Genomic DNA, 19,306 nt, shown 5'->3' with positions numbered 1-19,306 from the left:
GTGCGGAACAACAACGAAGTAGAAGTTTTGACGATTTTAACATTATAAAATAGAGCTTCTATAGTATAGGAGAGAATATTCATGAGAAAAAATAGATTTGAGGGTTCAGGGCTTAAACGTTCATGGGTAGCCCTGTCTCTTGTGGCATGCATGATCATGCTGTCCGCTTGTGGACAAGCAGCAGACAAACAGGCTAGCGATACGAAAGCGGACGATAGTGCCCAAACCACCATTAGTGCGGATTCACGTATTGCTTCGATGTCTATACATTTGACGAACAACCTGCTGGCACTAGGCATTACTCCGGCGGGCTCGGTGATTGGTGGAGATGTGAAGGATTTTCTGCCCCATGTAAAAGATCGTCTTCAAAATACTCGTAAGCTGGGAGTTGTCACAGACCCTGATATGGAAGCGGTACTGGAGCTTCAACCTGATCATATCTTCCTCGACAAAAAATATTCGGGAACTGATGTGGCCAAGTTTGAAAAAATTGCACCAACCGAGGTTTTTGATTTGGATGAAGGTACATGGAAAGATCAATTGAAAAAAATAGCTGCTATGGTTAAACATGAAGCACAGGCAGACACTTTTCTGAAAGATTATGATACACAGAGGGAACGGGTCAAAAAGCTCATTCATTCCAAAATCGGAGACGGGACTGTCATGGCTGTACGTGTCACAGCGAAAGAAGTTCGTGTCATGGGGATGAAGCGTCCAGTAGGACCGTTATTGTATCAGGACTTAGGCTTGAAGCCAGCCAAAGGTGTGGAAAAGATCAACAAGGCCTACCAGGTTGTATCCCAAGAGGTTTTGCCGGATTATAATGCCGATGCCATCCTGGTTATTATTAGTAAAGGTACAGATGCGCAAAAGGTATACAAGCAGCTGGAGGGGAATACAGTATGGCAAGGACTTAAGGCTGTGAAGCAAGGTCATGTCTACATGCTGGACGGACAGCCTTGGCTAGACTATTCCGCGATGGGGCACAAAATTGCATTGGATAATGCAGAACAACTATTTTCCAAATAAATGCTAAAGTACAGCAAGCCGTATTTCCCATGCATCTTCTTGCAGGTGGGGGTACGGTTTTTCTGACGATCCCAAGCTTCAAGTGAGATGGCTGATTGCAAATAAAAAGGAGCTGCTACGATTCCGTTATGAGGCAGCTCCAGCACTGTGAGAATTGCAAGGTTATGAATGTTTTTTACGCAAAAAAATCGGTTTGAGTCCAATAAAGCCAATAGCCGCCAGCACTAAATTCATCCATGGTGAGATTTTGAATACCGGCAGCACACTGCGCAGCGCAAGTCCGGCGACAAGAATGACAACAACCAGTACTACATACATCAAGATGGATTTGAAATTCATTTGGGGTTTCACGGGAGCATGGTCTGGTTGTTGTGTCTCCTCGCCTTCTTCCGGACGATCCATGAAATTCATCAGTGCTTCAACCAGCAGAATGGCACCTGCGGCGATGATGATGAGGGTGGAAAGGCTAATTTTTTCAAAAGGTTTGATATCCCCGCCTGTAAATGTGATAAACCAACCGATAATCGCCTGTGTCAAGAAAAACATGGACAAGGCAACCCATGCAATAAGCGTATAATTTTTTGCTTTATTCATTGCTTCCTCCTGCTTTATGATCGTATTCCAAGCTGATGGAATCGCCATTTTGTAACAAAGACAGTATACGTGAGGAAACGCCGGATGGCAAAAGGCTTATCCATTATGTATATTACCGCCGCATTCTCCTCAAACTGGATACAGGGTGAGCGCATGGAGCAACCTGAATATAAAACGTTGAGAGGATGTGGCATCATGGAACTGGAGAACCAGGCAGATTATTCGGTCCAAAAACGACTGACAGGTGCTCCGAACGGGAACAGTGGGGGAGCCTTGCTTGCAAACGTGAGTCACCGGAGCGTTCAAGGGACATCTCCAACGTACCGTATATTGGACGATACTGAATTGGCTGAGGATACAGAATTTGCAGGTGAACTGGGTGAACAGAGCTACCGCAGCCTGTGGCATGAGGATCAAAATAACGGCGCCTCTTGTAAACTGGAGTGGGAGGGACGAGTCGAAACCCACCAAATGTTCAGGCACAGCTACGAATAGCAAGTCGTCTACTTTAATGTAGAGATTGCACTCTAATAAGCGAGTAGTATGGCGTTCTCCGACAAGCATTGGGGAGCGCCATTTGTTTACTTCCATATCGGTATGAACTGACAGGTTGACAAGGAAGCAGGGCGATGATAGACTGACTTTACTATAAAACTTATTAAACTTATCGGAATTAAAGTGAATGAATATTCTGGATGGATATTCCACGTTACTATATGAGCTTGAATGATGAAATGCTGTAATGAAGCTTGAAACAGGGGGAATCAGGATGGAACGGCAAATTGGAATTCGTTTTGAAAATGAGGAACTGGCCGCTACAATTCATTATCCAAACCGTACAAATGAGGGAGAGCGTCAAAGACGAGTTCCGCTCGTTGTCATTTGTCACGGTTTTGTGGGCAATCGTATCGGAGTCGATCGATTGTTCGTCAAGACTGCGCGTGAATTGGCCGAAGGTGGATATTTTGTACTGCGCTTTGACTTTGCCGGTTGTGGGGAAAGTACGGGTGAATACGGCAAGCAGGGGCTCGAATCCATGATCAATCAGACACGCACTGTGTTGGATTACGCCGTGAATTGCGCGGACATTGACCCGACTAAGGTGACGTTGATCGGTCACAGTTTGGGGGGCGCAGTTGCCCTTCTCACAGCTGTTCGGGACAAGAGAGTACAGAACCTGGTCCTTTGGTCAGCTGTCGGCTATCCGTTCAACGACATTGTCAAAATTACGGAGCGAAGCGTATACGACGAATCTGTTAAAACCGGTCATGCAGACTACCTGGGCTATAAGTTCACACCAGCTTATTTTGAGTCATTAGCTCAATTCCAACCGTTCCAGGAGGCCGTTAAATTTAACGGTGATGTGCTCGTTATTCATGGCACCTCGGATGATATCATTCCTGTGGATTATGCGTTTCTGTTTCAAAAGGTGTTCTGGATGCGTCCAGAAGGACGCTGTGATAAGGAAATTATTTTTCAGGGAGATCACACTTTCTCATCAGGTAAAGAGCGGCAACAGCTGATTGACCGCACACTGGAATGGCTGGATGAACAAGAAAATATTCAACGGGATTGGCAGCACTGGATGATCTGATTTCAGGGTGTAACGGTTTGTATTGGAAATTGTGCCTCCGCCGGAGTAAAATGAAAGAGTAACACTATACTGGCGTGTGGAGGTTGGCAGCGATGACATTACCCTCAATTTTTGTTGCGCATGGTTCACCGACACTGGCTGTAGAAAATAACGCATATACCAGTTTTCTTGCAAAGCTGGGCGCGAGCCTGCCCCGACCCAAAGGAATTGTCATTTTTTCCGCGCATTGGGATAGCCCCGATCAATGTATCGGCGCGGATGATCAGCATGCAGCGTTGCACGATTTCTACGGCTTTCCTGAAGAAATGTACACTCTTGATTACCCTGCACCAGGCGATCCAAAGCTGTATGAGGAGATAGGGCATCTGTTCAGTCAGCATAACCTGTTCCACCAGCCGGTTCGGAACCGGGGACTGGATCATGGAGCATGGGTGGTTTTGCGGCATATATATCCTGATGCGGACATACCGGTCGTACCCTTATCCATTGATTCACGGCGCGATCCTCAGGAGCAATACGAGATTGGACGGATGCTGGCGCCACTGCGTGATCAAGGGATTTTGATCCTCGGTAGTGGAGGCTTGGTCCACAACTTGCGGACACTCAAGCAGACGAGTGAGCCAGCCGATTGGGCCGTTCAATATGATGACTGGATCGCACAGCAGCTTCAAGACTGGAATTTGCGTCATCTGTTCCAATATGACAAGAAGGCTCCGTATGCCAAACAGGCGGTTCCTTCGTATGGAATAGAGCATTTTTCACCTTTGTTTTACGTTATGGGAGCTGCCGATCATGATCGCTCCGCGCGTAAGCTTTTTCAGTCGTATGTCCTTGGCTCATTGAGTCTCAATTGTTGGGCTTTTGGTCAAGAATGTGATCTGTAAATGTAAGAATAAGAACTTCCGAAACCACATGATGTGTGGGGTTGGAAGTTCTTTTGGTCTGTTCCTCTTTGATTAATTAGCCGGCACGTTCTTTTTTAGCCAGGCGGATACTTGCGTAGTTCGCTTATCTTCATTTTGATCTAGTAGTGTCATAAATGCCTTCAGCTTTTGAATGTAGGGACTCTTCGAATCCCTGTTGCGCTGAACGACGAGCTGATATCCTTTTTTGGCATTGGGGCGAATCTTGTTGGTGTCATCATCGAATAATGGTGTATTGTTCGTACCATAAAAAGTATAGAAGAAATAGAGATCATGTAATGATTTGACTGCTTGTGTACGATTGGAATGTGGATATTGGGTTATAAACGACTCTTGCGCCAGCACTCTTCCGGCTAACTGTTGATAACCGATGTGTAAAGCTGCATCCTTGGTAGCCGGCTGTCCAGATTCCGTTGCCATGATGTCAATATAGCTGCGGATATCTGCGGTAATGTCATTTCCGAATACTTTATATTTCTCATAATTGATGACTGGGTAAAACATGCCTTCTGCGGTTTCAAGTTTGTAGCCGGCATCTCTTGATTGAGTGAGTAGCTTTTTCAGCTTTGTATCACTTGTCCGACTGATTACATTAGTGAACGAATCACCAGGTTTATAGACTTGATTAATCTTAGTTTGAATAGAGGTCGGATATAAGGCCTGTGCATATGAATCCAATTGCTGTTTTTGTGCATTTTCCAAGTGTAGCACTAGGATGGTAGCTTGAGAGGCCGGAATGGATTGGATATGCTTTTGTAAATAAGTGAATGCCTGAGGTAACTTGCCTGGTTGGCGTAGTAGCTGCTCGAAGGTTTTCGAAATATGTTGTACACCTTCTGCTTGAGATATTGTAGTAGATGTCGCTGCTTTGGCTGATGTCGTAGATCCCAATCCGATCGTCTGTACTGTGAAAGTTACTGCTGCGAGCATGAGGTAGGCTTTGGTGATTTTTTTCATGATATAACCCTCCATTGCGTTCTTTGATGTAACTGTAGTGTACAGGGTAAATGTATCGTGAACATTCCATGTTGTATCCAACTTGTAAACGTTTGTGGGGGAAGATGAATCCGAAAAAGGAGTCTCCAAGTCAGAGTGGACTTGAGGACTCCTTTGTTCATTTAAATAGAGGAGGGGCAGCATGGTCACACATACAAGCAGCATAGCTGCACAAAAACACCGAAGAGAAGGAGCATAGCTGGCAAAAAACACCAAAGAGAAGCAGCATAGCTGCACAAAAAAACAACCATTAGCCAGAGGATAACGGTTGTTTTTTGGATAGTTAAGCTATTTTTCGATTGGGGTCCGTTTGATAAGTATCTTTATTTTTACCAAACAGTCCACGCAGGAAGGGCAGTACCCAACGGTCAAAGCCGATTCTTCCGGCATTTGCACCAGCAACGATAAGGAAGATTTCAACCAGCAGGTAGATTGCATTGGTGCTTACTGTACCCGAGAACAGGAACGAGAAGTTCATAACCATAGCCATCAAAGTAGCCAGTGTAGTCAATGTACCAAGCAGTAGGCCAACCCCGACCAAGAACTCACCCAATGGGATCAGGACGTTGAATAAACCGACATTCGGCAGGGCAAAGGCTTCAAGGAACGATCCCCACCAGCCTTGTACAGCGGGATGATCTCCACCTGTTTTAGCAATGGCCCCCGAGATAAATCCACCTGCATCGAATCCGCCAGTCAGCTTCTCAAGTCCGTGGGTCATCCATTCATAACCTAGATAAACCCGTACTACAGTCAGCAGCCACATTGCTACTTTGTTCTCACGTAACCAGTTGTTAAACATTTAAACCACTCCTCTTTCTTAATCTATAATGATGGGTTGTATTTCATTTTGTTTGGGATGATCATCTTTGCTACACCTTTATTGTATTAGGTTCAGTTACAGTTATTTGTGATAAAAATCACAAAGTCTAAATATTTTTTAAATTTTAATGTCTTCAGATAAGTATTCTATAGAGAGGTAATGCCTCAATCAAGACAAAAACAGGAAATAAAGCTTATAATGAGAAAAATAACTATGTGGAGGGATGAACTTGTCCGGGCCCATGTCTCAACGAAATCATTGGCTGCGTGTGATGGCCTCAGCTCTGTTATGCATGACAATGATGTCTTGTTCTGCTTTGTCCAATACGGGTGAATCTGAATCCGTTCCTAAACCGACCCAGCAAGTAACAGAGAAAAAGGTGCTTGAACCGCCTAAGGAGCCATCTGTTCCGGCATTTACAGCTCCGCTTACCGGGCTTCCGGTGGAGCAGTCTGTTATAGAGCGGCCGCTAGCTGTCATGATTAACAATGCTCCGGCTGCGCGTCCACAGGCGGGGCTTAGCCAGGCAGACATGGTATATGAGGTTCTTGCAGAAGGCGGAATTACCCGTTTGGTAGCTTTTTTCCAAAGTCATGGTGGTGATGTGAAGATCGGTCCGGTCCGCAGCATCCGACCGTATTTGATTGAACTGGGCGAAACCTATGGTGCGTTGCCGATACATGCAGGGGGAAGTACAGATGCCTATGCGATTTTACAGCAGCAGCGGAAGGAGCATCTGGACGAGATTTCAAATGGAGGGGCTTACTTCTGGCGAAGCAAAGACCGTCGTCCTCCACATAATTTATACACAGATGTGAGCAGACTGCGTAAAGGAAGCGATAGCAAAGGGTATGCCAAGCAGACGGAGGTTCCAGTATATCGTTATCTTAAAACTGGCGAAACTCCAGTTATGGTGGACGAGAGTGCCGCCTCTTTGCACATCCGATTTTTGTTAAAAAGCTATCGCGTATCTTATACCTATGATCCAGCTGATCAACGATATAAGCGTTTTGTGAACGAAAAGTCACATCTAGATCAAAATAATAATCAACAGCTCTCAGCGGCCAATGTGATTGTGATGAGCACGAGGCATCGAACATTGGATGATGTAGGTAGACTAAGTGTTGAGCTGGACGGTAGCGGAGAAGCCATGGTGTTTCAACAAGGAAAGCTAATACGTGCTGAATGGCAGCATATATCTGGCGATGCGATTCGGTTTATGAAAAATGGGGTTGAAATCCCGTTAACGCCAGGTACATCCTATATACATGTGGTACCTGCAGATACTTCACTAGCGGAACATGTAACAATAGAAGCAAATTAGAAAACGTAATACTCCTTTTTAGGGAAAAATTGTCGGATAATGACCTTCCATGTCGGGCATTGTATACGTATATCTAGAAATTTGCTTTTACAAACATTACAAAAACATTGATGAGTGTGATAAGATAGCAAAGGTTGTCTATTGCAGTCGAAACAGGTTGCGGATATTTTCGTAAAGGGGTAATCGTTATGAGATTGAAGAAAAAGGATATATTCTTCGAGACGTTGGAAAATATGGCAGATACGATCGTGCAAGCAGCCGATTATTTTGCCCAACATACTTCAAATCTTCAAGATGTGACTTTGTTTACCAATGAGATGAAGAAGTATGAAAATAAGTGTGATGATTACACACACACGATTATTACTGAGTTGAACAAGACCTTCATTACGCCGCTCGAACGCGACGACATCATGGAACTGACAACGACCATGGATGATGTGCTGGACGGTCTTGAAGCGACAGCCTCTCGTTTTTATATGTACAACATTACAGAGCCGGACGAGTATATTGTGCAGTTCGCTGATATTTTGCGTCAATCAGCTTACGAAATTCAAAAGGCTGTACATTTGCTTTCACAGAAAAAATTGCTGGCTATTCGTGAATACACCATTCGCCTGAATGATTTGGAAAATCAGGGGGATGAATTACTGCGTATTTGCATCAAAAACCTGTTTGCAACTGTAACTGATCCTATTGAGCTGATTAAACGCAAAGAATTGTACGAACGCCTTGAAACGACAACGGATTCATGCGAGGATGTTGCAAATATGCTGGAATCCATCATTATGCGTAACTCGTAAGGGAGTCCTTTTACATGGATACAAGTTTACTGGTACTAGGTATTGTTATTTTTCTTGCTCTGGCATTTGATTTTATTAATGGATTTCATGATACGGCGAACGCAATTGCTACTTCGGTCTCGACCCGTGCATTGACGCCGCGACGTGCGATTATTATGGCTGCGGTTATGAACTTTCTCGGAGCGATCTTGTTTACCGGGGTTGCCAAGACCATTGGTGGAAGTGTCGCTGATCCAACCAAGCTTACGAACGGAATTGATATCGTCATTGCGACGTTGATCGCCGCTATTATCTGGAATCTCTTGACTTGGTGGTTCGGTATTCCTTCATCCTCTTCCCATGCATTGATTGGTGCGTTGGCCGGAGCGGTGTATGTAGGTGCAGGACAGGATAAATTAAATTGGAGCGGCTTTATCGGGATTGTTGAGGGTCTTATTTTCTCCCCGCTGATTGCTTTTGTTGTCGGTTACATTGTGATGATGATTTTGAAATACATCTTTGCTTATCGCAGTCCGCATACGGTGAACAAGGGTTTCCGTACCATGCAGGTGATTACGGCAGCTATTCAGTCGTTTACGCATGGTACGAATGATGCTCAGAAGGCGATGGGGATTATCACGTTCGCACTCGTCTCGGCAGGGTATCAAGACCATTTGGAAGTACCTATGTGGGTGAAAATCTCAGCTGCAACAGCCATGGCGCTTGGTACGTCTATTGGGGGCTGGAAGATCATCAAGACGATGGGAACTAAGATTTTTAAAATTGACCCAATCAATGGATTTGCAGCCGATGTTTCGGGGGCTTCCGTTATATTCACAGCTACTTTGCTCCATTTGCCAGTAAGTACCACTCATGCCATTACTTCGGCGATTCTGGGTGTAGGGTCTGCGAAGCGTTTTAGTGCGGTTCGCTGGTCATTAGCTGGTCGTATTGTAATAACCTGGGTAATAACGATTCCAATTTCTGCGCTATTGTCAGGTTTGATATTCAAAATTCTTTTCTAGTTTTCTTCATGGTTTCTAGAAAAAGAACATACAATATAGGATACACAATAAGCTTCCGTCCGCTTTTTGCGGCAGGGGCTTATTGGCATTCTCGGGCAAAAATGCATCTCTAAAGTTTACACATCCAGATAGTTCCATGAGATGTTTTTTAAAAAATACCTGACATCAAAGTAGTCAATTTTTAATAACTCCTGTAGAATAAACAGAAAACTTTGAACCGTTCAACTGACTGGAGGATCTTATGCAAAAACCAAGAAAACTAATAGCACTCATGATTTGTTTGTTTTCTGTGGTTGCCCTGGCCGGTAATTTCGGTGTAGTGGCCCACGCAGAAAATAAAACAAAGTATGATATCGGCACGGATACAACGTTCGCGCCTTTTGAGTTTGAAGATGTAAATGGTAAATTTGTCGGAATTGATATGGATTTACTGGCAGCTATTGCTAAGGACCAGAATTTTGAGTATACCGTTAAGCCACTTGGCTTTAACGCGGCAGTGCAGGCCCTTGAAACGAATCAAGTGGATGGTGTCATTGCCGGGATGAGTATTACAGATGAACGCAAGCAAAAATTTGATTTTTCTGAGCCCTATTTCGACTCAGGTGTTGTCATGGCGGTCCGTAAGGATAATGATACGATTAAACGCTATGAGGACCTGAAAGGACAGCGTGTCGCTGTCAAAACAGGAACACAAGGCTACACATTCGCGGAATCCATTAAGGCAAAATATGGCTTTACTACCGTTCCGTTCGACGATTCTTCTCAAATGTATGATGAAGTTAAAACAGGTAACTCGGTTGCCTGCTTTGATGATTATCCGGTACTGGCATACGGTGTGACTCAGAATAATGGTCTTAAGCTGGTGACTGATAAGGAAAAAGGTGGCTCTTACGGTTTCGCTGTCAACCAAGGCAAAAATGCGGAGCTGCTAGAAAAATTCAATGCAGGGCTTGTGAATCTTCGTAACAGCGGGGAATATGACAAAATTATGTCCAAATACCTGGGAGAATCCGGCAAAGGTGTGGCTCCTGTAGAACGCAGCCGCTGGGAACTCATTTCCGCTTCGCTGCCTGCGTTGATTAAAGGGATGGGAAATACGCTGTTGTACACCCTGGTATCCTTGCTCGTAGCCTTTTTGCTGGGACTGGTGTTTGGCTTTATGAAAGTGAGCCATAACAAGGTGTTCCGCGGTATTGCAACTGTTTTCGTTGATGTATTCCGTGGTATTCCATTGATCGTACTTGCATTCTTTATTTACTTCGGTATCCCACAGGCACTCGATTTTAAAATGCCGCTTTTTGTCGCGGCGGTGTTGACGTTATCCCTAAACGCTGGTGCTTATGTGACCGAAATTATTCGCGGGGGTATTCAGTCCATTGATCCGGGACAAATGGAAGCCGCTCGTTCGCTTGGTTTGCCGTATCGGACAGCCATGCTGAAGATCATTTTGCCACAAGCCGTGAAAATCATGATCCCGTCGTTTATCAATCAGTTGGTTATTACGTTGAAGGATACGTCCATTCTGTCGGTTATCGGTCTGGTTGAATTGACTCAATCGGGCAAGATCATTATTGCACGGACGTTCCAATCCTTTGATATTTGGCTGGTCGTTGCGGTGATGTATCTTATCGTCATTACAGTCCTGACCAAAATTTCCAACCGTCTTGAAGGGAGAGTTCGCCGTGGGTAAAATTATCGTTAAAAACCTGAAAAAAAGCTATGGCAGTAACCAGGTGCTGAAAGGCATTGACATGCAAGTGCGGGAAGGCGAAGTTGTATGCGTCATTGGCCCTTCGGGTTCAGGGAAAAGTACGTTTTTACGTTGTATGAATATGCTGGAGGAAATTACAGCTGGTGAGGTCATCGTCGATGATTACAAATTAGGTGACAAAAACGTGGACATTAACAAGGTCCGTGAAAATATAGGGATGGTGTTTCAGCATTTCAATCTGTTCCCGCATATGACGGTGCTCAAGAACATTATGTTCGCACCGACTGAACTGGGCAAACAGACGAAGACAGAGGCACGTGAGACAGCTATGAAGCTGCTGGATCGTGTAGGTTTGGCCGATAAGGCAGATGCATTGCCAGGACAGCTTTCCGGCGGTCAGAAGCAGCGTGTGGCGATTGCACGTGCGCTGGCAATGAACCCAGACATTATGCTGTTCGACGAGCCAACCTCGGCGCTTGATCCTGAAATGGTGGGCGAAGTGCTCGGCGTAATGAAAGATCTGGCTCGCGAAGGCATGACGATGATGATCGTAACGCATGAGATGGGCTTTGCGCGTGAAGTAAGTGACCGTGTCGTATTTATGGACGGTGGTTACATCGTGGAAGAAGGAACACCGCAAGAGGTATTTGGTAATCCGAAAAACGAGCGGACTATAAGTTTCTTGGAGAAAGTATTGTAAGTGGGACAGGGTTTGCCGGGAGTGCAGGCGAAGACATAGGAGACCGCTCCGCGTTCCATTTGATCTTCCGATCGCTGTTGCCTCTGAATTTTTTTGGATTATGTAACACATGAAAAGGTTAGAATTCAGGGGCAAAGGCGAGCGCTTCGCTTCTCCAGATTCAAATGTACCGCTCCGCTACTGCCCGCTGAATCTGCTCCTTTCTTGGCAAAAGCCTGCCCCACTTTTAAATAGGTGGGATAGGCAGAGGGAATTGGCGCAGCGCTCTGCTTGCTGCGCCGAGGGGGATATAGCGAGTAAGCATCATTCGATTTGAATGGTGGAACAGGGCATCCCACAACTGTATAAGAAATGAAAAAAGATTTAAGGGGTAACGAATGAATTATTTTAAGGATATCTTCGGGAGCGTGCTGGCCCGGAGATATCCTTTTCTTCATTAGAGCATATGAAACCTAGAACTTGAGATTTGTATAATGTGGAATGGCTTATATAAAATATAAATAACACATAAGACGGCAGTATATGCGAGGGGGACGTACGGTGATACGTACATTGACTATAGGGCACGATCATCAGGTGACGGTGGGACAACCGTTAGAGCAGATTGTCATGGAAGATTACATATGGATCTGGGCTGACTTTAACGAGCCTACAGATCAAGAGTCAGAGCTGCTGACGAGTTATTTTCATTTTCACCCGCTGGCTGTAGAGGATTGTATGCATGTTCTGCAACGTCCCAAGTTGGATTATTACGAGAATGTACAGTTTCTGGTGGTACATGCGCTTGATGTAGATACATTAGAGGCGGAAGAGGTGGATATGTTTATTAGCAGCCGTTTTTTGGTTACATATCACCATCATGAACTAGAGGAGCTGGATCAGGCCTGGGAGCGGATTGTCGAGCATGCGAACGAACGCAAAATATGGTCTCGCGGACCGCTGGCTGCAGCTTATACGGTGATGGACAAGCTGGTAGACAACTATTTTCCAAGCCTTTTCATCATTGAGGATGAATTAGCCGAACTGGAAGGTTTGGGCGCACACGAATCGGTAGAGGAATTAATGAAGCAGGTATTTGACCTGCGTGGCAGGTTGCTCAAGCTGCGCCGTACGATCGTCCCGATGCGTGATCTGATGTACCGTGTTTTAAATTCGCAGCATGTGCAGGGTCAGGGGGATCATATGGCTTATTTTACGGATATCTATGATCATTTATTGAAGCTGACGGACATGCTGGAGGCCGACCGCGAGATGACAGCCGACCTGAGAGACAGTTACATATCGCTTAATTCCAATCGCATGAATTCAATTATGAAGACGCTGACTGTAATTACGACCGTTTTTATGCCCTTGACGCTGATTGCAGGAATTTATGGTATGAATTTTTCGAATATGCCCGAGTTGGGCTGGAAATATGGATATTTTGGCGTACTGTTCTTTATGTTCTTATTGAGTGTTGCGATGGTGGTGTGGTTTATGCGCCGAGGTTGGTTTAAATAAAATAGCCTACTTTCTTGTGCGTTTGCGCGGACGTCTGCGCGGGGTTGTGGTACTTTTGCGCTGTGTCTTTTTCCGGCGTCGGCGTGGTGGTGTATATTCATCCAGTTCCTCAGTAATTGGTGTTGTCGTTTTTTTGCTTGCGTTTTTGTTGAATGCTGGGAGCGAGCCCATAATCAGTTTTGCCATCGGAGCAAATTGCTGCACGCTAGACATGATCTTTTGTACCTTGCCGACCGTAGCAACAATCCCGTCAATACCGCCCATACGGTCAATAATACCTTTAATATCGTTGAGATTACCAAGACCGCCAAGCAGCCCTCCTTTGGCTGGGGCGGGGTCTGGCGTGACCAAGGCGGCATCTGTTATGCTCGCTGGTGCCTCATAAGGCACCACGGCGGAGGAATCGACTTGCGGAACCTCGCTGTAGGGATCGAGTCCAGGGTAAGGAGTTGAACTATACGGATCGGAAATGGAACGCGTTTGCGTCCTCCGATGATAGTAATGTCCAGGCATGATATCACATTCCTTTGCAGATTGATACTCTACTGTATGTTACAAACGCACAGTGGGTTTAGGCACGTGTCCTGAAATGAGGTATAAAAGCGGATTTGGGCATTCGTACAGGAAGTTTCTGTAGTCATGTAATGTTGTTCTGTAATGCGTGAAACCGTTAATGCTTGAAAAACTAACTATTTGTCGAGTACAATGAGGAGAGATTGTAACCTTTGGGAGATGATAATCTATGCAGCTTAAAAAGCTTAATGATAAAAGTATTGATCAATTGTTCGAAGCTATTTTAACTCTTAAAAATTTGGAAGAGTGCTATGTATTTTTTGATGATCTGTGCACAATTAATGAAATTCAATCCCTCTCCCAACGTCTGGAGGTTGCCCGTATGCTTGGCAAAGGCAGCACATATAATCAGATTGAAGCTGAGACAGGCGCCAGTACAGCCACCATTTCACGTGTGAAACGTTGTCTGAACTATGGGAATGACGGGTATAAAATGACTTTGGAACGTCTGGGCCGCTAATGCAGAGCCCTGGGATACTAGTCATCAGCCATGGCTCTAGAGAGCCATATTGGGTGGAACAGGTGGATCAGGCAGTTGCAAAGCTTCAATTGCTGGAAGAAATGCCGATAGAGGTTTCATTTTTGGAAACGGTTAAAGGAAGATTGATTCAAAATGGGATTGACCGTCTGGAAGCCTTGGGGGTAACAGATTTACTGGTTATTCCTTTGTTTGTGTCGTCAGGCAGTACGCATATAGATGAAATTAGCTATGCGCTGGGAGTCAAAGCTGCGCCAGACAAAGAAACGGATTTGGAGCCGTTTCGATTGAAAGCACGTGTGCATTTTGGTAGTCCATTGGATGATGGCGAAGATGTTGCCCGCATGGTGTGGGACAAGGTTCGCTCGTTGTCAGTCGATCCTGCGCGCGAGGTCATTTTACTCGTAGGACACGGGAGCGCGCACAACGGCTTTCTTCAGCGCTGGGAGCAAGGGATTTCCTCGTTGGCCCGTACGGTGCAAAACGTGAGTGGTATCATCACGGATTACGCTTTGCTAAATCCTGAGGGTGTGCATGACAAGGCAGCGTATTGGATTCAGGAGCGGGGTCATGATGTTATTGTGGCACCGCTGTTTTTGAGTTCGGGTTATTTTACAAGTCATATGATTCCCAAACGCTTACAGGGACTCGATTATCGTTACTCAGGAGATCCTTTATTGCCGCATCCTTTGCTTACAAGCTGGATGGATAGACAAATTCGTGAACTGTTCCAGAATATGCAGGAGCAAGCAAGGACCGATAATAAATAAGATGATCTGAATTCGGTGATAGTATCTTTAACCTGAAATTCCCTTATTTGGATAGTGAATGGCTTCTTTTATTGTAAAAGAGGTCTTTTTCCAGTATGATGATATTTTGTACAGACTGAATGTGATGAACTGCGATGTGAATATAAATATCATTAAATATACGGGTGGCGTAACGGAATGAAAAGAGCTAGATTAATCTATAACCCGACCTCTGGGCGTGAGGAAATGAAACGTCGCCTTGCGGATGTCTTGCAGCGCCTGGATGAAGGTGGCATTGAGGCCTCTTGCCATGCAACTACAGGAGAAGGGGACGCAACGCGTGCCGCAACAGAGGCCGTTGAGCGTGGCTATGATATGATTATTGCCGCTGGTGGCGATGGTACATTGTATGAGGTCATCAACGGGATGGCTGAAAGGGAAAACCGCCCGCCTCTGGGTGTGTTTCCTCTGGGAACGACGAATGATTTTGCCAGAGCACTGGGCATTCCCAAGCACTGGGAGGATTATTGTGACCTTGTTATTCGTCAAAATCCGAAGCCACTGGATATCGGAAAAGCCAATGACCGCTACTTTATCAACATCGCAGGCGGCGGAACTTTAACCGAGCTTACGTATGAAGTTCCAAGCAAGCTCAAAACGATGATTGGCCAATTGGCGTATTATTTTAAAGGTATGGAGAAAATGGTCAGCCTTGCTCCACAGGAGCTGATCATCAAGGCAACGGGCCAGGAAGTGATTCACGACGAATTTATGCTTTTCCTGATCGCGAATACAAATTCGGTGGGCGGGTTTGAAAAGCTTGCTCCTGGGGCGACAATAGATGATGGACTGCTCGATGTCATCGCTGTGCGCAAATGCAATCTGGCGGAAATGATCCGCTTGGTTACACTTGCGCTGCGCGGAGAGCACTTGCAGGACAAAAAAATCGTTTATTTCAGAACCGATTACATGGAAGTGACCTCACCTGGCTATGTCCAGCTTAATCTGGATGGCGAACTGGGCGGTACCTTGCCAGCGACTTTCCGGAATTTACCTCATCATTTGAATGTTTTTCGGTAGGAAGGGGATCGGAAATAATTTTATTTCCGGTTGGTTGAGTAGTTCGATATACAGAACGCAGAGTGGATAGTTGTTTTTTGTAGGGAACATATCGGTCCTTGCCGTTCTCCGTGGGGAGTAACGGCATTTTCGAGTTGATGTTTAAACATCGTCTAGATGACGATTTGAATGATGTGGCTGAATGAAGATAAGCATGAAAAGAAGAACAGAAAGAAGTGACCATCATGACGAATAACCGTAGCGGACGTGGAAAAAGCCGCCGGAATACAGCAACAGCAACTCCAGTTCAAGGAAAGCAGCACCACAAGACCATGCAGGAGAAAAAAGAGAGAGAACTGGAACAGTCACGAGTTGGAGCTGGGAATAGAATGCTTCGGGCTGGAACCGAAAACAAAAATGGAAATATGGATAATTCGGATCGGGAAATGCGGGGGAATGAACGGAAATCTCGTCATTTTTCCAAAGGTGAACGGAGTAACGATAGACGGAATCAGGAAGCTTCCAATCGTAGCAGGTCTAATGCAGAGCGTAGCGATCTGCCTGTGCAAAAGAATGATGAGGCCGTGTTAGACATCATCGGCATGAACCATGACGGCGAGGGTGTAGGTCGTGTCGAGGGTTTTACACTGTTCGTTCCAGGTGCGTTACCGGGTGAAAAGGTACGGGTCAAGGTGCTGAAAACGAAAAAACAATATGGCTATGCCAAGCTGCTGGATATTGTGCAATCTAGCCCTGACCGGATTGCAGCTCCGTGCGCCATCTACGATCAATGTGGCGGTTGTCAGATCCAGCATATGAGCTATGAAGCGCAGCTCAGTTGGAAGCGACAGCATGTAGTGGATGTGCTGGAACGTATCGGGAAGCTGAGTGTGGCGGATGACGACGACACATCCGTTGATTTGCCGCATGTACAAGGTGTAGTGGTGCATCCTACGCTTGGTATGAGTGAGCCGTGGCGGTACCGCAACAAAGCCCAGGTCCCGATTGGTGTCACCGAGGGCGGGCTTGTCGGCGGCTTCTATGCACGCGGCAGCCATCGCATCGTGGATATGAACACTTGTCTCATTCAAGACGAGCGCAATGACGAAGTTGTCGCACGTGTGAAAGAGATTGGCCGAATGCTGGGCATCAGTGCATATAATGAAGAAACCGGACGTGGGCTGCTGCGCCATGTCGTTGTAAAGACTGCTTTCCGCACGGGTGAAATGATGCTGGTGCTCGTCACGAATGGACGAGATATTCCGCATGCAGATGCGTGGATCGGCAGTATCCGTGAGCATATTCCACACGTGGCAAGCATATGCCAGAACGTGAATACAAAGCGAACGAACGTTATTTTTGGCGACGAGACTCGTGTACTGTGGGGTCGTGACGTGATCTACGACTACATTGGAAACGTCCAGTTTGCGATTTCCGCGCGATCCTTTTATCAGGTGAATCCCGTACAAACGGAAGTGCTGTATGGCAAAACCGTCGAATATGCTGGACTCACAGGCAAAGAAACGGTAATTGATGCCTATTGTGGCATTGGCACGATTTCTTTGTTCCTCGCTCAGCATGCGGACCAGGTGTATGGGGTGGAGATCGTCAAAGAAGCCATCGACGATGCACGAAGTAATGCGCTATTGAACGAAATGCGTAATGTAAAGTTTGAGGTAGGCGCGTCCGAAGATGTCATTCCTGCATGGAAAGAGCAAGGCATCACCGCCGACGTTATCGTCGTCGATCCACCCCGCAAGGGCTGCGACCCACGCCTGCTCGACACCATTCTGGAAATGAAGCCAGAGCGCGTGGTGTATGTATCCTGTAACCCAAGCACACTGGCGCGGGATTTAAGGATATTGGAGGACGGCGGGTATAAAACAGTGGAAGTACAGCCTGTAGATATGTTCCCGCATACGGTGCATGTGGAGTGCGTGGTAGTAATATATCGAGATGAAAGGCATTGATGTACGAGGGTTTAAGAGCAATTTGAATATGTTCCTGCATTCAAAAAAGGTTTTAGGGTAGAGTGCGGGAACATATTTTATTTACATACACAAGGCATGTGTAATCGATTGTGCTGTTTGTTAGTGCGGAGGATTATTAGAGATGTATCGGCACAAATAGTAAAGAGGGGGTGAACCCTTCTTTTTGTTGTTGGCTGTTATTGTACTATGGTCAATCTATTATCCTTTGTTTTCTCCCTAAAACAAGTATTGCATTATAGGGGGCCCTTCTAATCCTTTCTCTTTTTCCAGCTCAATAGCATTAGTTGAGTCTACCCATAGTTGCTAACCCATTTTCTAGGGCATGAGAGTTTCTTCCTCCCATAGTATGTTTGCTTTGTGTTAACGATTTTTTAGAGGACAGCCATTTTATTCTATCAGTTTACGATGCTATATGTTTCTACTTTGGAGGAGCTAACATAAATTTTGACTGGATCTAAAGTAGAGTAGCTCTTTTCAAAGCACAGGTATAACCTTTCAGGAATACTTCTTTACACAACTATGGATAGTGTATTGGGAAATACAATTTATCTAATCTATAGATTCCTTAATTATCTTTAGTAACTCATTCAGTTGACGATAATTCTCAGCTTTTTTAAAAAGAATAGATGTTAATATTGTTCTTAATAAAAAAATCAGAACTACGAATAATAGTAAGGCTACCAAAAATATAATGTTGAGAACCCAATCTTTTTGATTAATAATACTTGGGATAATCTTATTAATATAAGCATTCCAAATAGGTAAACTAAAAACTGCAAAGAAAGATATCGGTAACCAGTTTTTAGATTTGATAGATTCGCTTTTTTCATCGAAATAACTTATATAAGTATCTAATATGTTTTTATTTAATTTTTTTTTATAAATTAGATTAGAGAGTTTGTTAATTCTTATTGCTTTGAGAACTGAAATTTCATAGCTTAATATTTTGTGCTCCATATGTTTTATATAATAAGGATACTCAGTTTTAATGTAGTTACGTGAAGCTCTAACAGACAAAATCATTGAAATGATGTGTATGATCAAAGTAGATAGAGCCCCTAATAAGAGCCAAAAAGAATAAGATTTCAAATCTGTTGAGTAAATGACAAAAAATAAAATTTCAAAAATAGCTGCAAATATTATCGCTCCAGTTGCAACACTTTTGAGTAATTTTGATTTTTTATCAATTAAAACCTTTCTCAGTGAAAGTTTTTCGAAACAAGTATTATAAATAATCTTTCTTAACAAGAAGTGGGAATCTAATCTGGTTTTCATAAAAAATCTCCTTTATTTTTTTATATACATTATCGGTTTGTAAATAAAAAATACTAAATATTACTTATTGGAGATAATTAGGTTTTCATGTCTATATTACAAACCTCTCCTACATATTTGTGGGAACACTACGTCTGATTTCCATATTTGTTATGGCTTTTGAATGTGTTGGATATATAG

At 44.6% G+C, this 19,306-nt stretch carries 19 protein-coding genes; 14 read left to right on the top strand and 5 right to left on the bottom strand.

The genetic code is table 11. The features are described 5' to 3' along the window. Positions 1–81: 81 nt before the first annotated feature. Positions 82–1,029 (top strand): ABC transporter substrate-binding protein, encoded by a 948-nt coding sequence (locus G9G57_RS14920; RefSeq protein ID WP_017426197.1) that lies wholly within the window; start codon positions 82–84, stop codon positions 1,027–1,029. A 162-nt stretch (positions 1,030–1,191) separates the two neighbouring features. On the opposite strand, the gene G9G57_RS14915 is transcribed toward G9G57_RS14920, so the two are convergent. After that, entirely contained in the window at positions 1,192–1,623 is a 432-nt protein-coding gene (locus tag G9G57_RS14915; RefSeq protein ID WP_029514841.1) for a hypothetical protein, read from the bottom strand. Between the two features lie 195 nt (positions 1,624–1,818). Between G9G57_RS14915 and G9G57_RS14910 the strand changes: the two genes are divergently transcribed. From G9G57_RS14910 to G9G57_RS14900, 3 genes are all read left to right on the top strand, one after another. After that, the gene (locus tag G9G57_RS14910; RefSeq protein ID WP_025364061.1) at positions 1,819–2,118 is read left to right on the top strand and encodes a hypothetical protein; all 300 of its coding nucleotides are present in this window, start codon (positions 1,819–1,821) and stop codon (positions 2,116–2,118) included. A gap of 274 nt (positions 2,119–2,392) precedes the next feature. Continuing rightward, complete coding sequence (locus G9G57_RS14905) at positions 2,393–3,217, top strand: alpha/beta hydrolase (RefSeq protein WP_016819801.1); 825 nt, start codon at positions 2,393–2,395, stop codon at positions 3,215–3,217. 92 nt (positions 3,218–3,309) lie between these two features. Beyond that, the gene (locus tag G9G57_RS14900) at positions 3,310–4,101 is read left to right on the top strand and encodes a dioxygenase family protein (RefSeq protein WP_044787180.1); all 792 of its coding nucleotides are present in this window, start codon (positions 3,310–3,312) and stop codon (positions 4,099–4,101) included. 72 nt (positions 4,102–4,173) lie between these two features. On the opposite strand, the gene G9G57_RS14895 is transcribed toward G9G57_RS14900, so the two are convergent. After that, on the bottom strand, positions 4,174–5,097 hold the full coding sequence (locus G9G57_RS14895) for a hypothetical protein (RefSeq protein ID WP_164965149.1): 924 nt from the start codon (positions 5,095–5,097) through the stop codon (positions 4,174–4,176). Positions 5,098–5,419: 322 nt separating this feature from the next. Next, the gene (locus G9G57_RS14890) at positions 5,420–5,938 is read right to left on the bottom strand and encodes a DoxX family membrane protein (RefSeq protein WP_013369513.1); all 519 of its coding nucleotides are present in this window, start codon (positions 5,936–5,938) and stop codon (positions 5,420–5,422) included. Between the two features lie 250 nt (positions 5,939–6,188). Between G9G57_RS14890 and G9G57_RS14885 the strand changes: the two genes are divergently transcribed. The 6 genes from G9G57_RS14885 to corA all read left to right on the top strand — a co-directional run bounded on the left by G9G57_RS14885 (position 6,189) and on the right by corA (position 13,001). Continuing rightward, complete coding sequence (locus G9G57_RS14885) at positions 6,189–7,283, top strand: DUF3048 domain-containing protein (protein ID WP_044787178.1); 1,095 nt, start codon at positions 6,189–6,191, stop codon at positions 7,281–7,283. A gap of 188 nt (positions 7,284–7,471) precedes the next feature. Beyond that, positions 7,472–8,086 carry a DUF47 domain-containing protein gene (locus G9G57_RS14880; RefSeq protein WP_007428879.1) on the top strand — a complete coding sequence of 205 codons (615 nt, stop codon included), beginning with the start codon at positions 7,472–7,474 and terminating at the stop codon, positions 8,084–8,086. A gap of 14 nt (positions 8,087–8,100) precedes the next feature. Continuing rightward, positions 8,101–9,090 (top strand): inorganic phosphate transporter, encoded by a 990-nt coding sequence (locus G9G57_RS14875; protein WP_016819805.1) that lies wholly within the window; start codon positions 8,101–8,103, stop codon positions 9,088–9,090. A 241-nt stretch (positions 9,091–9,331) separates the two neighbouring features. Continuing rightward, complete coding sequence (locus G9G57_RS14870; RefSeq protein ID WP_016819806.1) at positions 9,332–10,780, top strand: amino acid ABC transporter substrate-binding protein/permease; 1,449 nt, start codon at positions 9,332–9,334, stop codon at positions 10,778–10,780. Then, entirely contained in the window at positions 10,773–11,501 is a 729-nt protein-coding gene (locus G9G57_RS14865) for an amino acid ABC transporter ATP-binding protein (protein WP_013369518.1), read from the top strand. The genes G9G57_RS14870 and G9G57_RS14865 overlap by 8 nt, the downstream gene beginning before the upstream one ends. A gap of 540 nt (positions 11,502–12,041) precedes the next feature. Continuing rightward, positions 12,042–13,001 (top strand): magnesium/cobalt transporter CorA, encoded by a 960-nt coding sequence (gene corA, locus G9G57_RS14860; protein ID WP_025364065.1) that lies wholly within the window; start codon positions 12,042–12,044, stop codon positions 12,999–13,001. A 6-nt stretch (positions 13,002–13,007) separates the two neighbouring features. Here corA and G9G57_RS14855 read toward each other — a convergent pair whose 3' ends face one another. After that, positions 13,008–13,514 carry a tyrosine protein kinase gene (locus G9G57_RS14855; RefSeq protein ID WP_164965148.1) on the bottom strand — a complete coding sequence of 169 codons (507 nt, stop codon included), beginning with the start codon at positions 13,512–13,514 and terminating at the stop codon, positions 13,008–13,010. Positions 13,515–13,743: 229 nt separating this feature from the next. On the opposite strand from G9G57_RS14855, the gene G9G57_RS14850 reads away from it, so the two are divergent. From G9G57_RS14850 to rlmD, 4 genes are all read left to right on the top strand, one after another. After that, positions 13,744–14,034, top strand: coding sequence for a YerC/YecD family TrpR-related protein (locus G9G57_RS14850; protein WP_007428885.1), 291 nt, complete (start codon positions 13,744–13,746; stop codon positions 14,032–14,034). Further along, a complete protein-coding gene (locus G9G57_RS14845; RefSeq protein ID WP_164965147.1) occupies positions 14,034–14,822 on the top strand; it encodes a sirohydrochlorin chelatase in 789 nt (262 codons plus the stop codon). The genes G9G57_RS14850 and G9G57_RS14845 overlap by 1 nt, the downstream gene beginning before the upstream one ends. A 177-nt stretch (positions 14,823–14,999) precedes the next feature. After that, positions 15,000–15,881 carry a diacylglycerol kinase gene (locus tag G9G57_RS14840; RefSeq protein ID WP_019686192.1) on the top strand — a complete coding sequence of 294 codons (882 nt, stop codon included), beginning with the start codon at positions 15,000–15,002 and terminating at the stop codon, positions 15,879–15,881. A gap of 224 nt (positions 15,882–16,105) precedes the next feature. Further along, complete coding sequence (gene rlmD, locus G9G57_RS14835) at positions 16,106–17,830, top strand: 23S rRNA (uracil(1939)-C(5))-methyltransferase RlmD (protein ID WP_164965146.1); 1,725 nt, start codon at positions 16,106–16,108, stop codon at positions 17,828–17,830. Positions 17,831–18,400: 570 nt separating this feature from the next. Here the strand turns inward: rlmD and G9G57_RS14830 are convergent. Next, a complete protein-coding gene (locus tag G9G57_RS14830) occupies positions 18,401–19,126 on the bottom strand; it encodes a hypothetical protein (RefSeq protein ID WP_164965145.1) in 726 nt (241 codons plus the stop codon). Positions 19,127–19,306 lie beyond the last annotated feature (180 nt).

It is taken from the genome of Paenibacillus sp. EKM211P (assembly GCF_011066175.1).
Taxonomy (GTDB): Bacteria; Bacillota; Bacilli; order Paenibacillales; family Paenibacillaceae; genus Paenibacillus; species Paenibacillus polymyxa.
Note: the sequence above shows the minus strand (reverse complement) of the source record. Positions and strands in the feature narration are given on the sequence as shown.

Bases quoted from the DNA above. Each gene is read 5' to 3' on its own strand.
- G9G57_RS14830 (WP_164965145.1), bottom strand. From the start codon at position 19,126: ATGAAAACCAGATTAGATTCCCACTTCTTGTTAAGAAAGATTATTTAT.
- G9G57_RS14870 (WP_016819806.1), top strand. From the start codon at position 9,332: ATGCAAAAACCAAGAAAACTAATAGCACTCATGATTTGTTTGTTTTCT.
- G9G57_RS14850 (WP_007428885.1), top strand. From the start codon at position 13,744: ATGCAGCTTAAAAAGCTTAATGATAAAAGTATTGATCAATTGTTCGAA.
- G9G57_RS14855 (WP_164965148.1), bottom strand. From the start codon at position 13,514: ATGCCTGGACATTACTATCATCGGAGGACGCAAACGCGTTCCATTTCC.
- G9G57_RS14890 (WP_013369513.1), bottom strand. From the start codon at position 5,938: ATGTTTAACAACTGGTTACGTGAGAACAAAGTAGCAATGTGGCTGCTG.
- G9G57_RS14920 (WP_017426197.1), top strand. From the start codon at position 82: ATGAGAAAAAATAGATTTGAGGGTTCAGGGCTTAAACGTTCATGGGTA.
- G9G57_RS14905 (WP_016819801.1), top strand. From the start codon at position 2,393: ATGGAACGGCAAATTGGAATTCGTTTTGAAAATGAGGAACTGGCCGCT.
- G9G57_RS14875 (WP_016819805.1), top strand. From the start codon at position 8,101: ATGGATACAAGTTTACTGGTACTAGGTATTGTTATTTTTCTTGCTCTG.
- G9G57_RS14845 (WP_164965147.1), top strand. From the start codon at position 14,034: ATGCAGAGCCCTGGGATACTAGTCATCAGCCATGGCTCTAGAGAGCCA.
- G9G57_RS14880 (WP_007428879.1), top strand. From the start codon at position 7,472: ATGAGATTGAAGAAAAAGGATATATTCTTCGAGACGTTGGAAAATATG.
- G9G57_RS14895 (WP_164965149.1), bottom strand. From the start codon at position 5,097: ATGAAAAAAATCACCAAAGCCTACCTCATGCTCGCAGCAGTAACTTTC.
- G9G57_RS14900 (WP_044787180.1), top strand. From the start codon at position 3,310: ATGACATTACCCTCAATTTTTGTTGCGCATGGTTCACCGACACTGGCT.
- G9G57_RS14910 (WP_025364061.1), top strand. From the start codon at position 1,819: ATGGAACTGGAGAACCAGGCAGATTATTCGGTCCAAAAACGACTGACA.
- G9G57_RS14840 (WP_019686192.1), top strand. From the start codon at position 15,000: ATGAAAAGAGCTAGATTAATCTATAACCCGACCTCTGGGCGTGAGGAA.
- rlmD (WP_164965146.1), top strand. From the start codon at position 16,106: ATGACGAATAACCGTAGCGGACGTGGAAAAAGCCGCCGGAATACAGCA.
- G9G57_RS14915 (WP_029514841.1), bottom strand. From the start codon at position 1,623: ATGAATAAAGCAAAAAATTATACGCTTATTGCATGGGTTGCCTTGTCC.